Annotated in this window: 19 protein-coding genes and 1 pseudogene; 15 read left to right on the forward strand and 5 right to left on the reverse strand. The window is 52.6% G+C overall.

Annotation, left to right across the window (positions count from 1 at the left end; genetic code table 11):
- A partial coding sequence (locus tag ABJQ89_RS21785) for a serine hydrolase (protein ID WP_348498250.1) occupies window positions 1-476 on the reverse strand: 476 nt, incomplete at its 3' end.
- Between the two features lie 299 nt (window positions 477-775).
- Between ABJQ89_RS21785 and ABJQ89_RS21790 the strand changes: the two genes are divergently transcribed.
- The 5 genes from ABJQ89_RS21790 to ABJQ89_RS21810 all read left to right on the forward strand — a co-directional run bounded on the left by ABJQ89_RS21790 (window position 776) and on the right by ABJQ89_RS21810 (window position 5,143).
- Window positions 776-1,672 (forward strand): hypothetical protein, encoded by an 897-nt coding sequence (locus tag ABJQ89_RS21790; protein WP_348498251.1) that lies wholly within the window; start codon window positions 776-778, stop codon window positions 1,670-1,672.
- A gap of 370 nt (window positions 1,673-2,042) precedes the next feature.
- Window positions 2,043-3,932, forward strand: a complete 1,890-nt coding sequence (locus ABJQ89_RS21795) for an SLC13 family permease (RefSeq protein WP_348498252.1) — start codon at window positions 2,043-2,045, stop codon at window positions 3,930-3,932.
- Between the two features lie 119 nt (window positions 3,933-4,051).
- Window positions 4,052-4,369, forward strand: a complete 318-nt coding sequence (locus tag ABJQ89_RS21800; RefSeq protein WP_348498253.1) for a hypothetical protein — start codon at window positions 4,052-4,054, stop codon at window positions 4,367-4,369.
- A 4-nt stretch (window positions 4,370-4,373) separates the two neighbouring features.
- Window positions 4,374-4,769, forward strand: coding sequence for a hypothetical protein (locus tag ABJQ89_RS21805; protein WP_348498254.1), 396 nt, complete (start codon window positions 4,374-4,376; stop codon window positions 4,767-4,769).
- Window positions 4,770-4,963: 194 nt separating this feature from the next.
- On the forward strand, window positions 4,964-5,143 hold the full coding sequence (locus tag ABJQ89_RS21810) for a hypothetical protein (protein WP_348498255.1): 180 nt from the start codon (window positions 4,964-4,966) through the stop codon (window positions 5,141-5,143).
- 12 nt (window positions 5,144-5,155) lie between these two features.
- On the opposite strand, the gene ABJQ89_RS21815 is transcribed toward ABJQ89_RS21810, so the two are convergent.
- A complete protein-coding gene (locus ABJQ89_RS21815; protein WP_348498256.1) occupies window positions 5,156-5,911 on the reverse strand; it encodes an RlmE family RNA methyltransferase in 756 nt (251 codons plus the stop codon).
- A gap of 75 nt (window positions 5,912-5,986) precedes the next feature.
- Window positions 5,987-7,099 (reverse strand): Ppx/GppA phosphatase family protein, encoded by a 1,113-nt coding sequence (locus ABJQ89_RS21820; protein ID WP_348498257.1) that lies wholly within the window; start codon window positions 7,097-7,099, stop codon window positions 5,987-5,989.
- A 266-nt stretch (window positions 7,100-7,365) separates the two neighbouring features.
- Between ABJQ89_RS21820 and ABJQ89_RS21825 the strand changes: the two genes are divergently transcribed.
- From ABJQ89_RS21825 to ABJQ89_RS21870, 10 genes are all read left to right on the forward strand, one after another.
- On the forward strand, window positions 7,366-7,662 hold the full coding sequence (locus ABJQ89_RS21825) for a virulence factor (protein WP_348498258.1): 297 nt from the start codon (window positions 7,366-7,368) through the stop codon (window positions 7,660-7,662).
- A 51-nt stretch (window positions 7,663-7,713) separates the two neighbouring features.
- The gene (locus tag ABJQ89_RS21830) at window positions 7,714-8,646 is read left to right on the forward strand and encodes a methylenetetrahydrofolate reductase (protein WP_348498259.1); all 933 of its coding nucleotides are present in this window, start codon (window positions 7,714-7,716) and stop codon (window positions 8,644-8,646) included.
- Window positions 8,647-8,658: 12 nt separating this feature from the next.
- Window positions 8,659-9,738, forward strand: coding sequence for a methyltetrahydrofolate cobalamin methyltransferase (locus tag ABJQ89_RS21835; RefSeq protein ID WP_348498260.1), 1,080 nt, complete (start codon window positions 8,659-8,661; stop codon window positions 9,736-9,738).
- Window positions 9,739-10,053: 315 nt separating this feature from the next.
- Entirely contained in the window at window positions 10,054-11,079 is a 1,026-nt protein-coding gene (locus tag ABJQ89_RS21840; RefSeq protein ID WP_348498261.1) for a substrate-binding domain-containing protein, read from the forward strand.
- 74 nt (window positions 11,080-11,153) lie between these two features.
- Window positions 11,154-12,113 carry an ROK family protein gene (locus tag ABJQ89_RS21845; protein ID WP_348498262.1) on the forward strand — a complete coding sequence of 320 codons (960 nt, stop codon included), beginning with the start codon at window positions 11,154-11,156 and terminating at the stop codon, window positions 12,111-12,113.
- A 61-nt stretch (window positions 12,114-12,174) separates the two neighbouring features.
- Entirely contained in the window at window positions 12,175-12,681 is a 507-nt protein-coding gene (locus tag ABJQ89_RS21850) for a ClpXP protease specificity-enhancing factor SspB (protein WP_348498263.1), read from the forward strand.
- A gap of 104 nt (window positions 12,682-12,785) precedes the next feature.
- Window positions 12,786-14,177 (forward strand): class II fumarate hydratase, encoded by a 1,392-nt coding sequence (gene fumC / locus ABJQ89_RS21855; RefSeq protein WP_348498264.1) that lies wholly within the window; start codon window positions 12,786-12,788, stop codon window positions 14,175-14,177.
- Window positions 14,178-14,366 carry a DUF4169 family protein gene (locus ABJQ89_RS21860; protein ID WP_348498265.1) on the forward strand — a complete coding sequence of 63 codons (189 nt, stop codon included), beginning with the start codon at window positions 14,178-14,180 and terminating at the stop codon, window positions 14,364-14,366.
- A 65-nt stretch (window positions 14,367-14,431) separates the two neighbouring features.
- Window positions 14,432-14,599 carry a hypothetical protein gene (locus ABJQ89_RS21865; RefSeq protein WP_348498266.1) on the forward strand — a complete coding sequence of 56 codons (168 nt, stop codon included), beginning with the start codon at window positions 14,432-14,434 and terminating at the stop codon, window positions 14,597-14,599.
- Window positions 14,596-14,817 (forward strand): ribbon-helix-helix domain-containing protein, encoded by a 222-nt coding sequence (locus tag ABJQ89_RS21870; protein WP_348498267.1) that lies wholly within the window; start codon window positions 14,596-14,598, stop codon window positions 14,815-14,817. The genes ABJQ89_RS21865 and ABJQ89_RS21870 overlap by 4 nt, the downstream gene beginning before the upstream one ends.
- On the opposite strand, the gene ABJQ89_RS21875 is transcribed toward ABJQ89_RS21870, so the two are convergent.
- Window positions 14,814-16,184 carry a cytochrome P450 gene (locus tag ABJQ89_RS21875; RefSeq protein ID WP_348498268.1) on the reverse strand — a complete coding sequence of 457 codons (1,371 nt, stop codon included), beginning with the start codon at window positions 16,182-16,184 and terminating at the stop codon, window positions 14,814-14,816. The two genes, ABJQ89_RS21870 and ABJQ89_RS21875, sit on opposite strands and share 4 nt — an antisense overlap.
- Window positions 16,181-16,499: pseudogene (locus ABJQ89_RS21880) on the reverse strand (hypothetical protein); the annotation flags it as partial. The pseudogene ABJQ89_RS21880 and the gene ABJQ89_RS21875, both read right to left, overlap by 4 nt.

Genomic DNA, 16,499 nt, shown 5'->3' on the forward strand with positions numbered 1-16,499 from the left:
AGCAGGTTGCGCAGGGTTGCATCGCCATAAGCTGAGCCTGCCATTTCAGGAATATGCTGAACAACTGGATCATCCGCGCCAAGACTGCCCTTATCCACCAATATCCCCGTGAGCAGCCCCAGAATGGATTTCGAAATCGAAAAGATAATGTGCGGTTTATGAGGATCGCAGCTCTTGGCGTGCCATTCAGCCACCACCGCGCCCTGCTTCATTACAACAAAGGCGTCCGTGTGGGTTTGCTCAAGAAACTCCGGCAGACTGACGGGCGCCTCTTCAATACCGTCTACCGTCAGATCGACCAGCTGAGCTAAATCCAGCTGCGATGTTTCTTTGCGAGCGTTGCCCTGAATAAAGACGGATGGAACGATCTCTTGAACATTTTGAAACGCCCAAGACGAATAAGGGGCAAGGCGCCAGTTCTCTAGAGAAACATTGCCTCGGGTAAACGTATGGGATGGGCGCGCGGTATCGGGCATTGAAGTGCTCCAGTTGGGATTTACGTGTGCGTCAAAGCCGCGCAGAAGTGGAACGTTGCCCACTTGTTCCTAGATATAGCGGATTTTCTGATTCGTATCAAAAGGCACCACCACGCGATGCTGACCCCTATTTCAAGATTTTCTCGCCCAGACCGGACCTTTGCCTTAGTCTAGGTTAAAGTCGGCAATGCGGACAAAGCTGTCGTTCGCATTTAATAGCTCAGGGTCTGCTTTCGATCTTGAGGCGAGAGTCCCTATTTGCGTACTTTGATCCAGAAACCCATCTCAATGAGAGCAGAATGAAACAAGACGGCCAAAAATTCGAGGGACATGTCTATTTGGACATTTCCAACCCTTACGTTGCTTGGAATGTATCTAGGGGTGGTTTTGCTTCAGCTGATATTTTAGAGGCGAATGGAGGATTTTCCGAAGGCAGTATTCCCCTAACCCCTTGGTCAGAGTCTCTTTTTAGACCAGAGAATGGTTCGAAGCTTGCAGTCGAGTTTAAACTCGAAGCTATGCGCAGAAAGCACTTTCCGGACGAGGTTTCGCGGCTGTCAGGCATTTTCCTCTTTGCTTGCATTGAAGACGTGGCCGCACTTTGGGAAACGAGAGGATGGGGCGCTCACTTTGAAGAATCCAATCTCGCGGATGTCGGCGTGCAAGCCATTGCAGCAAGCAAGTTGGACGCGAATTGGATACCGATGCTCGTCGGTAGTGACGGAACGCTCGTAAGTGATTGGCAGGAAAAAGCGAATGCCTATTGGAATGGTAAGAGCGTGCCCGACAGCACCCCGATTTGGGAAACAATAATGTCCGGCGGAATTACGATTTGGGGAACTGATTTGAAAAATCGAGGGTTGGCCAAAGTGAAGGAATCATATCCGCAAGCCGAGACCGCATGGTGCTATTCCGAGATGGCGTGCGATGTTGGATCTCTCGACGGTATCATTGCACCCGTTGCCTTCGCCGTAGACCATAAACTTAAGATCGAATGCCGATTTCGCTTTGTTGATGGAGCGAGCAGGTGTTTTCGCGAAAAACTTTCGATTGGGGTAAAAGGCCGTTCCGGTAGAATCCATCGATTTGCGGAAGACCTTGAATTCGCGTTTCCTCCAATCACGAACACTGTCAGTCTTGAACCTTCATACCGCGTTGATCCAGTAGAACTCATGCGAAATGCTGGGTTGCTATAAGCAGGGTATGGATGACAGAATTGAGTTCAACGCTATTTCAGTACGAAGGGAGCCCCCCTTTTCGTTCTTGAAAAAGCGGCCATTGGGGCTAAGCGCAGCATCTCCAAGTATGGGCTCAAACCGGAAATTCGCTGCAACATGCTCGAACGTCCGGTTTTAGGCGTTTGGGTCAGTGTTCTGACATAAAAGCAAAATTCATCTGACGTTCCGCAGCAGATATCAGTGTGACAGCTAACGCGACGGTGTCACAGTCTGTCACAAGGTGCGAGAGGATTGAGCGTCACCCACAAAAACCTCTGCTCAAAAAAACGGCGATTAACTCTAGGCGGAATTACAAACCGTTGTTAAACCTGACAATGAAGGGGATACAATGGAAGCTACTGTTTTAACGTTTGAAATGATGGCCGTCCTTGGATTGCTGGCCTTCACCGTGTTCTTGTTCGTCTCCGAAATTATCCGAATAGACCTGGCCGCTGTTCTTGTGATGGTGATCCTTGGAGGGCTGAGCACTCTGCCCGGTTTGGAAAACCTTTCAAATGGTACAGAGCTTTTTTCCGGTTTCTCCTCGAATGCGGTCATTTCGATTATCGCCGTCATGATCATTGGCGCGGGGCTGGATAAAACGGGTCTGATGTCAAAGGTTGCAGCCCTCATTCTCAAGCGCGGCGGCACGACAGAGGCGCGGATTATTCCGATCGTTTCTGGCACCGTCGGCGTTATCAGCTCATTTATGCAAAACGTTGGCGCTGCTGCGCTGTTTCTCCCTGTGATCAGCCGCATTTCCGCGCGCACCGAAATCCCGATGAGCCGTTTGGCCATGCCGATGGGTTTTTGCGCAATCCTTGGTGGCACAATCACGATGGTTGGTTCATCCCCTTTGATTTTGCTCAATGATTTACTGGTGTCTGCCAATGACACCTTGCCCGCGGATCAACAAATGGAACCCTTTGGTCTCTTTTCCGTTACGCCTATCGGGATTCTACTTGTCCTAACGGGCGTTCTGTATTTCGTGCTTCTCGGGCGTTGGATATTGCCGGGTCAACGTGGTCGCGGCGAAGATGCTGGCGCGGCGCGCACGATGCAGACATTCGTCGAAAACACCTATGGTCTGCGCGCGGACCTTTTCGAAGTGCGTGTGCCTGAGGGGTCCATTCTCATCGGGCAAAAGCTCGCTGACATTATGGTGGCGCATCACATCTATATTTTGGGCACCTCTTACAAAGGTCACAAGGTCATCGCACCTATGGCTGATACGGTGATTGAAGCCCCTGCCCGTTTGGCGATTTTGGGGTTGCGCCGCGTGCTAAAGGATGAATTCGCCGATCCCTATGGTCTTGAGCTCTTGCCGGCCTTGGACGTCTTCGCCGACGATTTCGCAGCAACAGAATCTGGCGTTGCTGAGGTCGTTATTCCACCAGGGTCCTCCATCATCGGACAATCCCCTATTGAGCTTGGCCTACGCCGGAAACATGGTCTGTCGATCCTTGCGATTCATCGCGGTGAGGAAACCATGAGCCATGTGGAAACCGAAGATCACATCGCGACACATATCGGCGCGGTGCCGCTGCAGGCTGGTGATACTTTGGTTGTACACGTGCAATGGGACCGGCTCACGCGGCTTAAGTCGAACCAAGACTTTGTGGTCGTCACCTCTGATTTCCCCCAAGAAGAGCTGCGCCCGCACAAGGTCAACTGGGCGCTGGGGTTCTTTGTGATGACGCTTGGGTTGATTTTGTTCACCGACGTGATCTTGTCGCTGTGCCTTTTGGCGGGGGCTGTCGGAATGATCCTGTCGCGCGTGGTGTCGATTGATGAAGCCTATGACGCTGTCAGTTGGAGCACTGTGTTCCTCTTGGCCTCTCTGATCCCCTTGGGCCAAGCGGTGCAAAGCACGGGCACGGCCGCGTGGATCGCAACGCAAATTCTCACGCTTCTGGATGGTTGGCCACTTTGGTCGCTGCAAGCGGGTCTTGCGGTCTTGGCCACGGTATTCACACTGGTAATGTCTAACGTCGGCGCCACAGTCTTGCTGGTGCCGCTCGCAATATCCATTGCGATTACCGCTGGCGGCGATCCCGCAATTTTCGCGCTGACGGTGGCGATTTCGACCTCGAATTCGTTTCTGATCCCAACCCATCAGGTCAACGCACTTATCATGGGCCCGGCTGGCTATCGCGTGGTGGATTTCGTCCGCTCCGGTGGGATCATGACCGCGTTGTTTCTTATCGTTTCAATGATCGGTCTTACTGTTTTCTTCTAAGGGTAAATCGGTCCCCGAATTGCACTCAGCTTGGCCCGCTCAAGAATTTTTAATATGTTCTTTAACATATAAAGATCGCCTTCATAAAGCTCCTGCAACCTTCAAAACAGGAGCTCAAAATGCCCAAATATATCCTTGTCTATCATGGTAAACCCGACATCACCTCGCCCGAGCAAGGCGCGGCGCATATGGAGAAATGGAAAGCTTGGAGCCACGGGCTTGGCGATGCGGTGATTGATCCGGGATTGCCTGCGGGAAAATCGATCACCGTGACGCCCGATGGCGTTATCGACAATGGTGGCTCGAACCCGATTTCAGGCATTACTGTCATTCAAGCGGCTTCGTTTGAAGACGCAACAGAAATGGTGAAAGGCTGTCCACATCTCAGCGGGACTGGAACGATTGAAATCGCAGAGGCGATGGATATGGACATGTAGCGCCATGCTGAAACCTATTCTCACTGTTTTTGCTTTCGGTATCGTGTCCTTTGCTGTCCAAGGCTTATCGCATTTTGTCATCAACGTTGAGCACTTCGCGTCAATCGACTTCTTGCGCAAAGAGCCTGTGATCCCCTTGGGACTCACGGCGATGATTGTCCAAGCACTGATCTTCAGTTTTGTTATGGCGAAACTGTTCCCAATGGGGGCAAGCCTGAGCCAATGCCTCGCAGTTGTTGCCAGTTTCGGCATCTTTCTGGGTATTTACATCGCCCTCGCGGAACCTGCGAAATATGCAGCGCCATCTATACCCGCATGGATCATGTTCGAGGCGACAGCCAGCACATTGCAGTTTTTGCTTTTTAGCATTCCGCTCTGGTTGATTTACCGAAAACCTTAGCTAAGCCACTCACAAACATATCAAATCCGTCACTGATTGGCGGGTTTGATGAACTGGTTTGCAGCGGGTTCTGACGCAAAATGGCACTCGTCATAAAAACGTCACATTCCGGCCATGAGAACCGCCCCATTTCCTAAGCAAGCTCGCTTCACTGAATGAAGCCGACCTTAATCTTGTGAAACTGGAGACATAAAATGGCAAACGTTGAAAACGTCACTACCGAAAATTTTCTTCCGCGGTTTCAAAAGACTGTAAAAACAAACGTCGGCGATCGCTTCGTCGGTAACGAAGATCAAGCCTTGGCAGCGATGCTTGGCGTGTGTTTCGTACTTGGCGTTGGCATGTGGACAGCCTTTTTCATGTGGCTGTTCTAAACGAAGATCGTTTTACCAATTACGACCTTCATCTTGATCCACATCTTCCGAACGACCTTTAAACCCTGTCGCTACAACGAATTTTTCTGAACTGTCCGAGCGCGAGCTTGGGGGTTTCATATGCGCGACTTTGGTAAAGTTCTGCTTCAGGACTTTCTGCAAATCCCCTTCTGCGCCCCCAGCCAGAACCTTGGCCACGAATGTGCCGCCCTCTGCCAGTACGTCGAACGCGAAATAGGCTGCGGCTTCGCACAGGTGCATAATGCGCAGGTGATCCGTTTGCTTGTGACCCGAAGAGGACGCTGCCATATCGGACATGACCACATCTGCCTCACCGCCAAGCCATTCTTTTACTTTATCATCCGCACCTTCATCGAGAAAATCGAGAACATGGAATTCGGCGCCTGCCATGGTTTCGATTTCTTGCAAATCGATACCCAGAATCCGGCCTTGGGCCTTGCCGCGACGATCCCCAATCGCATTGATGCGTGGCACAGCAACCTGCGCCCAACCACCGGGCGCTGCGCCCAAGTCAACGACGCGCGCGCCGGGGACAAGAAAGCGGTACTTGTCATCAAGCTCCATGATCTTGAACGCCGCGCGACCACGATACCCTTCGGCCTTGGCCCGTTTCACATAAGGATCGTTCAACTGGCGTTGCAGCCAAAGCGTGGAAGACATGCGCCGACCACGAGCGCTTTTGACCTTAACAGTCAAATCGCGCTGTCCGCGTCCTGATGTGTTTTTACCGGTTGGGGTCTTAGCCATGTCTTTTATCTCTCTGGACGTTATGTCCGCGCCTAAAATCTAAACGGGGATTCGATTTTAGCAAAATTCGCGCCTTTAATACACGCCATCTTCCAAAACACCATCCGCACTCATCTGTGCATAGAGCAAACCTTCGCGCAAACCGCGATCCGCGACGGACAATTGATCCGTCGGCCAGCAACGCAGCAGTGCTTGCAAGATTGCAGAACCCGACATGATCAACGCCTGACGGTCCTGCCCGATCCGTGGATCGCGTCGCCGCCCTGTCGGGCCAAGCTTGAGGTAGGTGTGAATCACTTTGTCGATTTGATCTGATGTCATGCGCAGGCCATCGACCTTATTGCGGTCATACCGTTTGAGGCCGAGATGAGACGCTGCAACCGTCGTGACGGTGCCTGAGGTGCCGACGATCTGAAAGCCTTGGCGCGTTTGCTCATCCTTGTAGGGTGCAAATTCGGACAGGTGTTCCTCAAAATACCAGCTCATGAGGGCAAAGCGCGCAGAATCATCTTCAACATCATTGAATTGATCGCGCAGCGTTGCGACACCAAGAGGAACTGAGATCCAATCGACAACCTTGGCCGCAGCAAACGGGCTGTCTTGCGTGTGAAACCCTGCATGCAGGCGCATGATCGCTTTGGGGCGTTCGCGCATGGGAACAGCGCTGAGATCGATCCAGACCAACTCAGTAGACCCACCGCCAATATCCACCACCAACAACTGTTCCGTTTTTGTGGACACCAAAGGCGCGCAGGAAATCACCGCAAGGCGCGCTTCTTCTTCGGGTTTGATAATATCGAGCTTGAGGCCTGTCTCACGTTGGATTTGCTTCATAAAACCAGCGCCATTGCCTGCGCGACGGCAGGCTTCCGTCGCAACAAGGCGCATGCGCTTCACTTTGTGACGCTTTAACTTTTGCTGACAAATGCGCAGAGCTTGTATCGTGCGCCCCATAGAAGCGCGACTCAGCTTACCTGTGCTCTCAAGGCCCGCTCCCAATTGAACGGACTTCGAAAAGCTATCTACCACATGAAACTGACTGCCCTTCGGTTGGGCAATCAACATGCGACAACTGTTCGTACCCAAATCCAAAGCCGCATATAGGGCGGCGGAATCAGGCGGTTTCGGCGCGGGGCTCTCTACCGGTTTCGGGAATGCGCCCGCACCTTTGGGACGCTTGGGCGTCATAGTTACGCCCTCCGATTATCGTGTTACCATCAGCCTACGCCCGTCGATGCCCGCTCGCAAGGGTATTGTCGCCTCCCCGCCCGACACCTTTCATAATCACCATGAATATTATGGGCGGCGGTGGCTGTGGCTATCTCCAATGCTGCAAGGGTAAAACATCCATGACCATCTGGTCGCAACGGAGCATCATTCTGTCGAAATCGGACTGCGCCACAGCAAATCCGTGAAGTACGACTGAGTGACGGTAAAAGAGTAAGGACCGAAACATGCCTGATGTCACAATCGTTTATTGGCGCGATATTCCAGCCCAAGTTATTGTTGGCAAAGGGCGTCGTGGTTCCAAGCGTCAGCTTGAAGAACGTTTTGAACAAGCTATCGATCGCGCGGCTATGAAGGTGAACGCGAAAGACGCAGACGCCTATCTGGCGGAATGGCGCAAAGCGGCCCCTTACAGCATGGACGGCGATCCCGCGGAAATCGTGGAAGCAGAAGCCCTTCGTCTCGAAGCCGAGTATGACACCGAGCGCCTTAAGGCGTTGATTGCAAAGGATGGCTGGGCTTAGGGCCGTTTGGTCCCTGCCCGTGCACAGTTTATGAGATTAGGAGATCTGCTCATGGCTCTGTTGAACTTCAAGAAGAAACCAAGTGTGCGTGATGGCGCGTTCAATAGTGCTGAAGTGGAGGCCTTTCTGGATGGCTATTCCATTGAGGTGATGCCGCGCACAGCCGAAAAGATCGACGATTTCTCCGCTTTGTTGCCACAGGGCACACGCGTTTATATTGCGCACATCGAAGGCACGCCGATTGAAGATATGGTTGCCACAGCCGCGCGCATTAAGGGCGAAGGCTATGATGTGATGCCGCATTTCCCTGCGCGGATCATCAAGGATGAAGCGACGCTAGCAGATTGGATCGCGCGCTATCAGGGCGAAGCAAATGTCACCCAAGCGCTGCTGCTTGCTGGCGGCGTTGCAAATCCGCATGGCGATTTCGACAGCTCCATGCAGCTTTTGGAAACGGGCTTGTTTGACAAAGCAGGTTTCAAGAACCTCCATGTTGCAGGTCACCCAGAGGGTAACAAAGATATCGATCCTGATGGATCGGACTCAAATGTCATGGACGCTCTACGTTGGAAGCAATCCTTTAATGAACGCACAGATGCCGACATGGCCCTTGCGACGCAATTCGCCTTTGAAGCAGGCCCGATCATTGAATGGGCGGACGCCATTAAAGAGGCTGGCATCGATATCCCGATCCACATCGGTATTGCTGGCCCTGCAAAGCTCCAAACGTTGATCAAGTTCGCAATTGCCTGCGGTGTTGGACCTTCCTTGAAGGTTTTGCAAAAGCGCGCGATGGATGTGACCAAACTGCTCCTGCCTTATGAGCCGACAGAAGTGCTGAGCCAACTGGCCGCGCATAAGGCTGCGAACCCTGATTTCAACATAACAAAAGTTCACTTCTTCCCACTTGGTGGCATCAAAACCAATGCCAACTGGGCCATTGAAAATGGCGGCGCTTCAGGGCGTCCGGCCAACCCTTCCTAAGGAATTCCAAGAATGACTCGCACGATTATCGAGAGCAAAACCAAAACTGCCGTCATGGGGTTCGACGAACCCTTTTGCGTGATCGGTGAGCGGATCAACCCGACGGGTCGCAAAATTCTGAACGAAGAATTGGAAAACGGTGACTTCTCGCGCGTTGAAGCGGATGCGATTGCGCAGGTTGCGGCAGGTGCGAACATTCTCGACATCAACTCTGGCGCTGTTTTCTCTGGCAAAATGGCCGAAGATCCGCGTTATGCGGACAACAACTTTGTTGAACCGACGCTCATGCGCCAGTTGATCGAAGTCGTGCAAAAGGTCACGGACATTCCACTGTGCATCGACAGCTCTGTTCCAGGCGCGCTTGAGCAGGGCCTTGCCGCTGCTGAGGGTCGCCCGCTCTTGAACTCTGTCACCGGTGAAGAAGAACGCCTTGAGCTCGTTCTGCCCTTGGTCGCGAAATACAACGTCCCTGTTGTCGCGATTTCGAACGATGACACTGGCATATCTGAAGACCCCGATGTGCGTTTCGCGGTTGCGAAGAAGATCGTGGAACGTGCGGCAGACTTTGGCATCCCAGCCCATGATATCGTCGTTGATCCGCTGGTTATGCCGATTGGCGCTATGGGCACAGCGGGCTTGCAGGTCTTCACGCTTGTGCGTCGTCTGCGGGAAGAGCTTGGCGTGAACACGACTTGCGGCGCGTCCAACATCTCCTTCGGTTTGCCCAACCGCCACGGCATCAACAACGCATTTCTGCCGATGGCGATGGGCGCTGGCATGACATCTGCTATTATGAACCCTGTCGCAATTCCGGTTGGTCCAAAGAAAATGGCCGAGAAACGCGCAGAGATCGAAGCGGCTGGCGTGATCCTGCCAGAAGGCATGGATGATGAAGCGATTTGCCAACTCTTCGGCTTTGGTTCGACCCAATCGCGGGCGGGTAAGGAAATGGAAGCCATTCGTGCGGCGAATTTCCTAACCAACAATGACGATGGCGGCGCGGAGTGGATCCGCACCAACAAAGTCGCGCCAAAAGCGGGCCAAGAAGGACGCGGTCGTGGAGCCCGCCGTGGTGGACGCCGCCGCGGATAAATCTGCAGATTAGTGCTATTTTTGAGGGTGTTGGTTTATGAAACCGGCACCCTTATTCTTTGAATAATTCTCAGCACGACTCACCTAAACATGCTTTTCAAGCTTCCCTAGAAGCACGCCACGTCAACAACGTGTAGACCCCATATCCAAATCAACCTATGGACGAATTAGTTTTAAATTGGTCGTGTTCTCAAGAAATTGCGGGTCAATTCGAACAAATCCTTACAAACCGACGTCACGTTTTCCTTTCACAAGCCCTTTATGTTTACTTTATAATATAACCTATAGAGTTACATTTGCGCTTTTGGGAAAATAATGAACCTCAAAGAACTTTCAGAATTGTTGGGGCTGTCTCAAACAACAGTGAGCCGCGCTATTAACGGATATCCTGAAGTTTCCGAAGCGACGCGTCTTAAGGTTCAAGAAACGGCAAGAGCACATAACTATAGCCCAAACGCGCGCGCAAAAAGCCTTGCGACAGGGCGCGCGCATGCAATTGGGCATGTCATTCCCATTAGCGATCAACATGAAATGATGAACCCTGTCTTTGGCGAATTCATTTCTGGTGTTGGCCAAGTATATGCCCGCGAGGGATATGATCTGTGCATGTCAGTCGTGACTGCTGACGATGAACTCAACACCTACCGCAAACTTCATGCGCGCAAATCAGTTGATGGCGTGGTTTTGCATGCGCCGCTGAAAGAAGATCCGCGCATCGAACTTTTGCAAGAATTAAAAATCCCATTTGTTGTTCACGGGCGAACGTCGAATTCTGCTCAGAACTATGCATGGCTAGATGTGAACAGTTTTTCTGCATTTAGCCGCGCGACTGAATTATTGCTTGATCTCGGGCATACTCGGATCGCGCTCGTTAATGGTATTGAAACAATGGATTTCGCGCATCGCCGGCGCGAAGGATATGAGGTCGCGCTAAAAGATCGTGGCATTCCAGTGGATTTGGACATTGTCCGCTCAGATGAAATGACGGAAAGCCATGGCTATGAAAGTGCTAAAGAATTGCTCGCATTAGAAAATCGTCCGAGCGCATTTCTGTCTGCTTCGATGATTTGTGCCGCTGGTATTAAACGCGCGATTGAAGAAGCTGGGTTTGAGATTGGCAAAGATATTTCCATCGTCACTTTCGATGACGATCTCAGCTTTATGGTCAGCAATGAAGACACCCCTGTGTTCACAGCCTTCCGCTCAAATGTGAGAGAGGCCGGTGCCATTGTTGCTGAAATGTTGCTACGCCAGATCGCAGCACCTGATGCGGCTTTGGAAACCAAACTGCTTGAGGCAGAGCTGATCATTGGCCGTTCGACAGGTCCATTTAACGGCTGAACCCATGCCATTTCTTGCCAAAAGCGCGCACAAGATGGCTTGCACTGTTAGCGCTCACATTCTACCTAAGCTGCATGAAGAATTCTACGCCCCTCATCCTCTCCGCTGATATTGGTGGAACGAACACGCGCCTTGCTTTGCTCGATGGTACAGCATTGCGTGCGCAAACCGTTAGCCGTTTCGAAAATGCGACATCCAGCGGCCTTGAAGATATTCTCGCGCGCTACTTGGCCGCGCAAGGCATCGATGCCCCAGATGCGGTGAGCCTTGCTCTCGCGGGTCCTGTCGACGGGGATCATGGGCGATTGACCAATTTGGATTGGAACATCACGACAGATGGCGCAAGCGAGGCCACAGGCGGCGCGACTGCATTTTTGCTGAATGATCTGCAAGCACAGGGTCATGCCCTGCCCTTTTTAGGTTCGGATTCGTTCAAAACAGTCCAATCTGCGCCTGAGGGACCAAAGGGGGCGTCGAGCCTCATGATTGGTCTTGGCACAGGTTTGAACGTTGCGCCTGTTCATCAGGTTGCTGGGCGCACCTTCGTTCCCCCTGCTGAGGCAGGTCACATTGATTTCAATCTGCAAGACGATGGCATGGCCGCGCTCAAAGCCGACCTAGAAGCGCGCCTTGGTCATGTTGCAGCCGAAGACATCTTGTCAGGACGCGGTATTGAACGCGCCTATCGCTCGCTAGTGGGAGGTCATTCGATCCCGTCCCATGATGTGATGGGACTTGTCGAAACCGGCGATAAAACCGCGGTCGAGGCGATTGGTCTTCTGGTGCGAACATTGGGCCATTTCGCGGGTGATATGGCACTAACCCATCTGCCACGCGGCGGTATCTATCTGGTCGGCGGCGTGTCCCGCGCGTTGCGCCCCTATTTCGATGAACAGGGCTTCACGCGCTGTTTTGCGGCCAAGGGTCGGTTCTCGGAATTTATGGCACAGTTTTCGGTCTATATCGTCGAAGATGACTATGCCGCGCTCATTGGATGCGCGTCTTATGCGCAAGAGCAACTTGACGCGCGCTAACAGCCCTTTTGGTTTGAGAAAAATTTGCCTATGTTCCCCCCAAGCAAAGCTGGGGGCCTGAATGACAGATTCGATTGACTACGGTAGCCTAATGCACGGCGCGATGCGTTCGTTGATCAAAACTGTGCTCCTTGATGTCAAAGAGCATGGGCTGCCTGGCGAACATCACTTCTTTATCACATTCGATACCACGCACCCTGATGTGCAAATCGCCGATTGGCTGCGTGAACGGTACCCGAATGAGATGACAGTGGTTGTTCAACATTGGTTCGATGATCTTGAAATCACCGAAATCGGGTTCTCGATCACGCTTAACTTTGGCGATGCGCCTGAGCCACTGTATATTCCGTTCGATGCCCTGCGCACATTTGTTGATCCTTCCGTCGAATTTGGCCTGCGTTTCGAAGCGAACGAAGACGAAGAAGATGAAACCATTCTTCACTCTGTCGATGATGAGATTGATATCGAAATCGAAGAAGCCCCGTTTGAGGCCGAGCCTGAGGTGAAAGAAGACGCACCTCAGCAAGAAGCCGAAGTCGTTTCGCTCGACGCATTTCGCAAACCCTAAGCGTTAAAGGCGCATCTTGCGCGTCTTTCCAATTGAATTGCGTGCTAGATTACGGCAATACGGCATGCAATTGTATACCGACCTGACATTTGCAGGAGCATTCCATGTCTCAAACCCGCACCGAAACCGATAGCTTTGGCCCCTTGGAAGTCCCTACGGACAAGTTTTGGGGCGCGCAAACACAACGCTCATTGATGAACTTTCCAATCGGTTGGGAAAAGCAACCTGTTGCGATCGTGCGTGCGCTTGGCGTTATCAAAAAAGCCTGCGCAATGGCGAACAAAGATGCGGGTGATCTTGATCCAAAGCTCGCGGATGCGATCATTGAAGCCGCTGGCGAAGTGATCGAAGGCAAGTTTGACGACAACTTTCCATTGGTTGTTTGGCAGACTGGGTCTGGCACACAGTCCAACATGAACTCCAACGAAGTTATCGCGAACCGAGCGATCGAAATCTTGGGCGGCGTGATTGGGTCCAAGGATCCTGTGCACCCGAATGACCACTGCAACATGGGTCAATCGTCTAACGACACCTTCCCGACTGCCATGCACATCGCCGCCGCTATGATGGTGCGTGACACGCTGATGCCAGGTCTGAAGCAATTGCTTGAAGGACTTGAAGCGAAGTCTGAAGAGTTCAAAGACATCATCAAAATTGGCCGCACGCATACACAAGATGCGACGCCTTTGACGCTTGGCCAAGAATTCTCTGGCTATGCACACCAAATCCGTCAGGGCATCGCGCGTATTGAAGCCACGCTTCCGGGCATTTACGAACTGGCGCAAGGCGGCACAGCGGTTGGTACAGGTCTGAACACCAAGCATGGCTGGGGCGAAACAGTTGCCGGCCACATGGCGGATATCACTGACCTGCCCTTCGTCACAGCCCCGAACAAGTTCGAAGCTTTGGCTGCACATGACGCGATGGTCTTCATGTCTGGTGCATTGGCGACGGTTGCGGGCTCTTGTTACAAGATCGCATCGGACATGCGCCTGCTTGGTTCTGGCCCACGTTCCGGTCTTGGCGAATTGATCTTGCCTGAGAACGAACCGGGTTCCTCCATCATGCCGGGCAAAGTGAACCCAACACAGGCCGAAGCGCTGACGCAAGTTGCTGCACACGTCATGGGTAACGATGCGGCTATCAAATTCGCAGGCTCACAAGGTCACTTTGAACTCAACGTCTATAACCCAATGATGAGCTATAACCTCTTGCAATCTATGCAGCTTTTGGGCGATGCGACCTCCAGCTTTACCGAGCGTATGCTCAACGGCACTCAAGCGAACGAGCCGCGCATCGAAAAGCTGATGAAAGAAAGCTTGATGCTGGTCACAGCGCTTGCGCCAACGATTGGTTACGACAACGCGACGAAAGTTGCGAAAACCGCGCATAAGAACGGCACCACCCTCAAAGAAGAAGCTATTGCGCTTGGCTTTGTGGATGAAGCGACGTTTGACGCGGTTGTGCGCCCAGAAGACATGATCGGCCCGAAGTAAATGGGTAAACCGGTCAATCTTAACCGGTACCGAAAAGAAAAGGCGCGCGCCGAGAAATCTGCGCGCGCTGAACAAAACGCTTTGGCCCATGGACGCACCAAAGCAGAACGAGATTTGGAGAAAGCGCGCCGTGATTTGGCGCGTAAGCTGCTAGACGGCGCGAAACGCGACGAAAGCAAGCCTGATTAATTTCAAATTCTCGCCGTAATTCACAAGCAATATCGAAGCTATCAAATTTAGTGTAAGTGAATGCCATGTCCCAAAACGAAAAATCCGCTGAAAGCCTGCGCAAAGAACAAGTCGCGATCCGTATTGCGCGTCGTTACATCAAGCGAAACACAGGCAGTTTGGCACGTGTGCTGAACGCTTACCAATCTGCGGCCTCTGAGGGCACGCAACGCGGCTATTTGTTGAACCGATGATGCAGCGCCCCCAAAAACGTAGCCTGACATTAAAGGGGCACCGAACATCGGTGTCGCTTGAGGATGCTTTTTGGGATGCATTCAGAGACATTGCGCAGTCAAAAGGTCGTCCGATCAACGACTTAGCAGCCGAAATTGATGCAATACGTGGCGGTGATTGTGGGCTTGCCTCTGCAATCCGTCTTTTCGTTTTACAGCAGTACCGCCCGACCAGTTAAGGCAGCTTTCGGCGCTCCACCTTTAGATAAATCCCGTCCTTTGAGCGCACTGTCAGATGCGCCACAGGTTCTGGTGTTGGGCGGTCCGTCAACGACACGCGATAGTGTTTCAGGATCATCGACAGAATCAAAACCCCTTCCACCATGGCAAAACCAGCCCCCGTACAGACGCGACTGCCAGCGGAAAACGGAATATAGGCATCGCGCATGCAGGTTTTTCCATTCTCCGTCGCATAGCGCGTCGGATCAAAGCAATCTGGATTGTCCCAGAGCCGTTCATGGCGATGCAGATGCCAAGGGCTGAGTACGATCTGGCTTCCCTTCTTGATGTCACGCTCGCGGAACTCTTCAGGACAGGTATTTTGCCGAACCATCATCGGCACAGGCGGATAAAGGCGCAGCGTTTCGCGAAACACATCTCGGCTCACACGGAGCTTAGATATGGATGAGAATTCTGCGCTCAAACCATCGATAGCTTCGTTTGCGACCTTTTCCTGCCACTCAGGATAAAGCGCCATGAGGTAGAGCGCCCAAGCTAAAGCAGACGCACTGGTTTCGTGACCAGCCAGGAAAAAGATCGCGACCTGATCCACCATCTCTTCCGTTGTGAACCGCTCATCCGTCACAGGATCTGCGCGGGTCATGATGTTCGTTGCAAGATCGTCCGGCGCGGTGCCCGCTTCGATCTGGGCCATACGCTGGGTCGTCAACTCAGTGATCAACCCCCTGATCTTCGCCGCAGCGCGCCGTGTTTCGCGGCGAAAGTAACGGGGCATCCAGCGCGGCATTGGAATAAATGCAGCGATGTTCAGCAAAGGCTGGCTGCGTTGGTAGGCGCGAAACTCCTGAAACACTTCAGTCGCGATCTCATGTTCAATCGGGATAGAGAAAAGCGTGCGACAAATCACATCTGCTGCCGTGTGGCTTGTATGCTCTTCTATTTCGACCTTTTGCCCGTCAAAGGCTTCTAAGCGTTGAACGACAGCTTCTGCTGCGTCCCACATCGCGGGATAGGTTTCGCGCAGTCGCCCTCCTTCAAACGCAGGGTCGATAATACGGCGCTGCCGTTTCCACGTTTCGCCATTGCTGACAAACACGCCATTTCCAAGCAGCGGGCGCAATCCTTCGCTGATACGGCCACTTTTGGGAAAATCATCAGGACGTTCTTTGAGCACCGTCTTCACGAGTTCTGGTTGGTTGATCAGGTATGAGCGAAAGAAAGGCGTGCGAAATTCAGCCATCCAAGCGCGATAGAGCCGCGCGGGCTGCGCTGACAGAATATCTGCACGGAACAGTTTCACATATTGGCGCAACCGCACTTTGGAGCTGCGCGATTTAGGCTTAGGCGGTTGAATCTGCTCGCTCATGGCGTAGTGCTCGTGAACTTGTTCACAGGCGTCTCGATACGGCTCTTTGAAGGCGGGCGTCCAAAATAGCGCTGCGACAGGGTTTGCGGGCCGGCTGTGATCTGGAAATAGTCGTAGTCTTTGGGGGTATCAAAAGCGCAGAGATACTGAAAATGCAGGCGGAAGAAACGCCAACGCAATTCGCGCCAGCGCTCCGCGCTGAGCGATTGGGTGAAGGCCGCAGAAAAGACCAGAGGGTGTTTTTTGTCATCAGGGGCGACGCCGCTGACGCTAACAGGATCGCACAGGGCAAAGGCACAGCCATCGCCGGGCGCG

It is taken from the genome of Planktotalea sp. (genome assembly GCF_039984035.1).
Classification (GTDB): Bacteria; Pseudomonadota; Alphaproteobacteria; order Rhodobacterales; family Rhodobacteraceae; genus Planktotalea.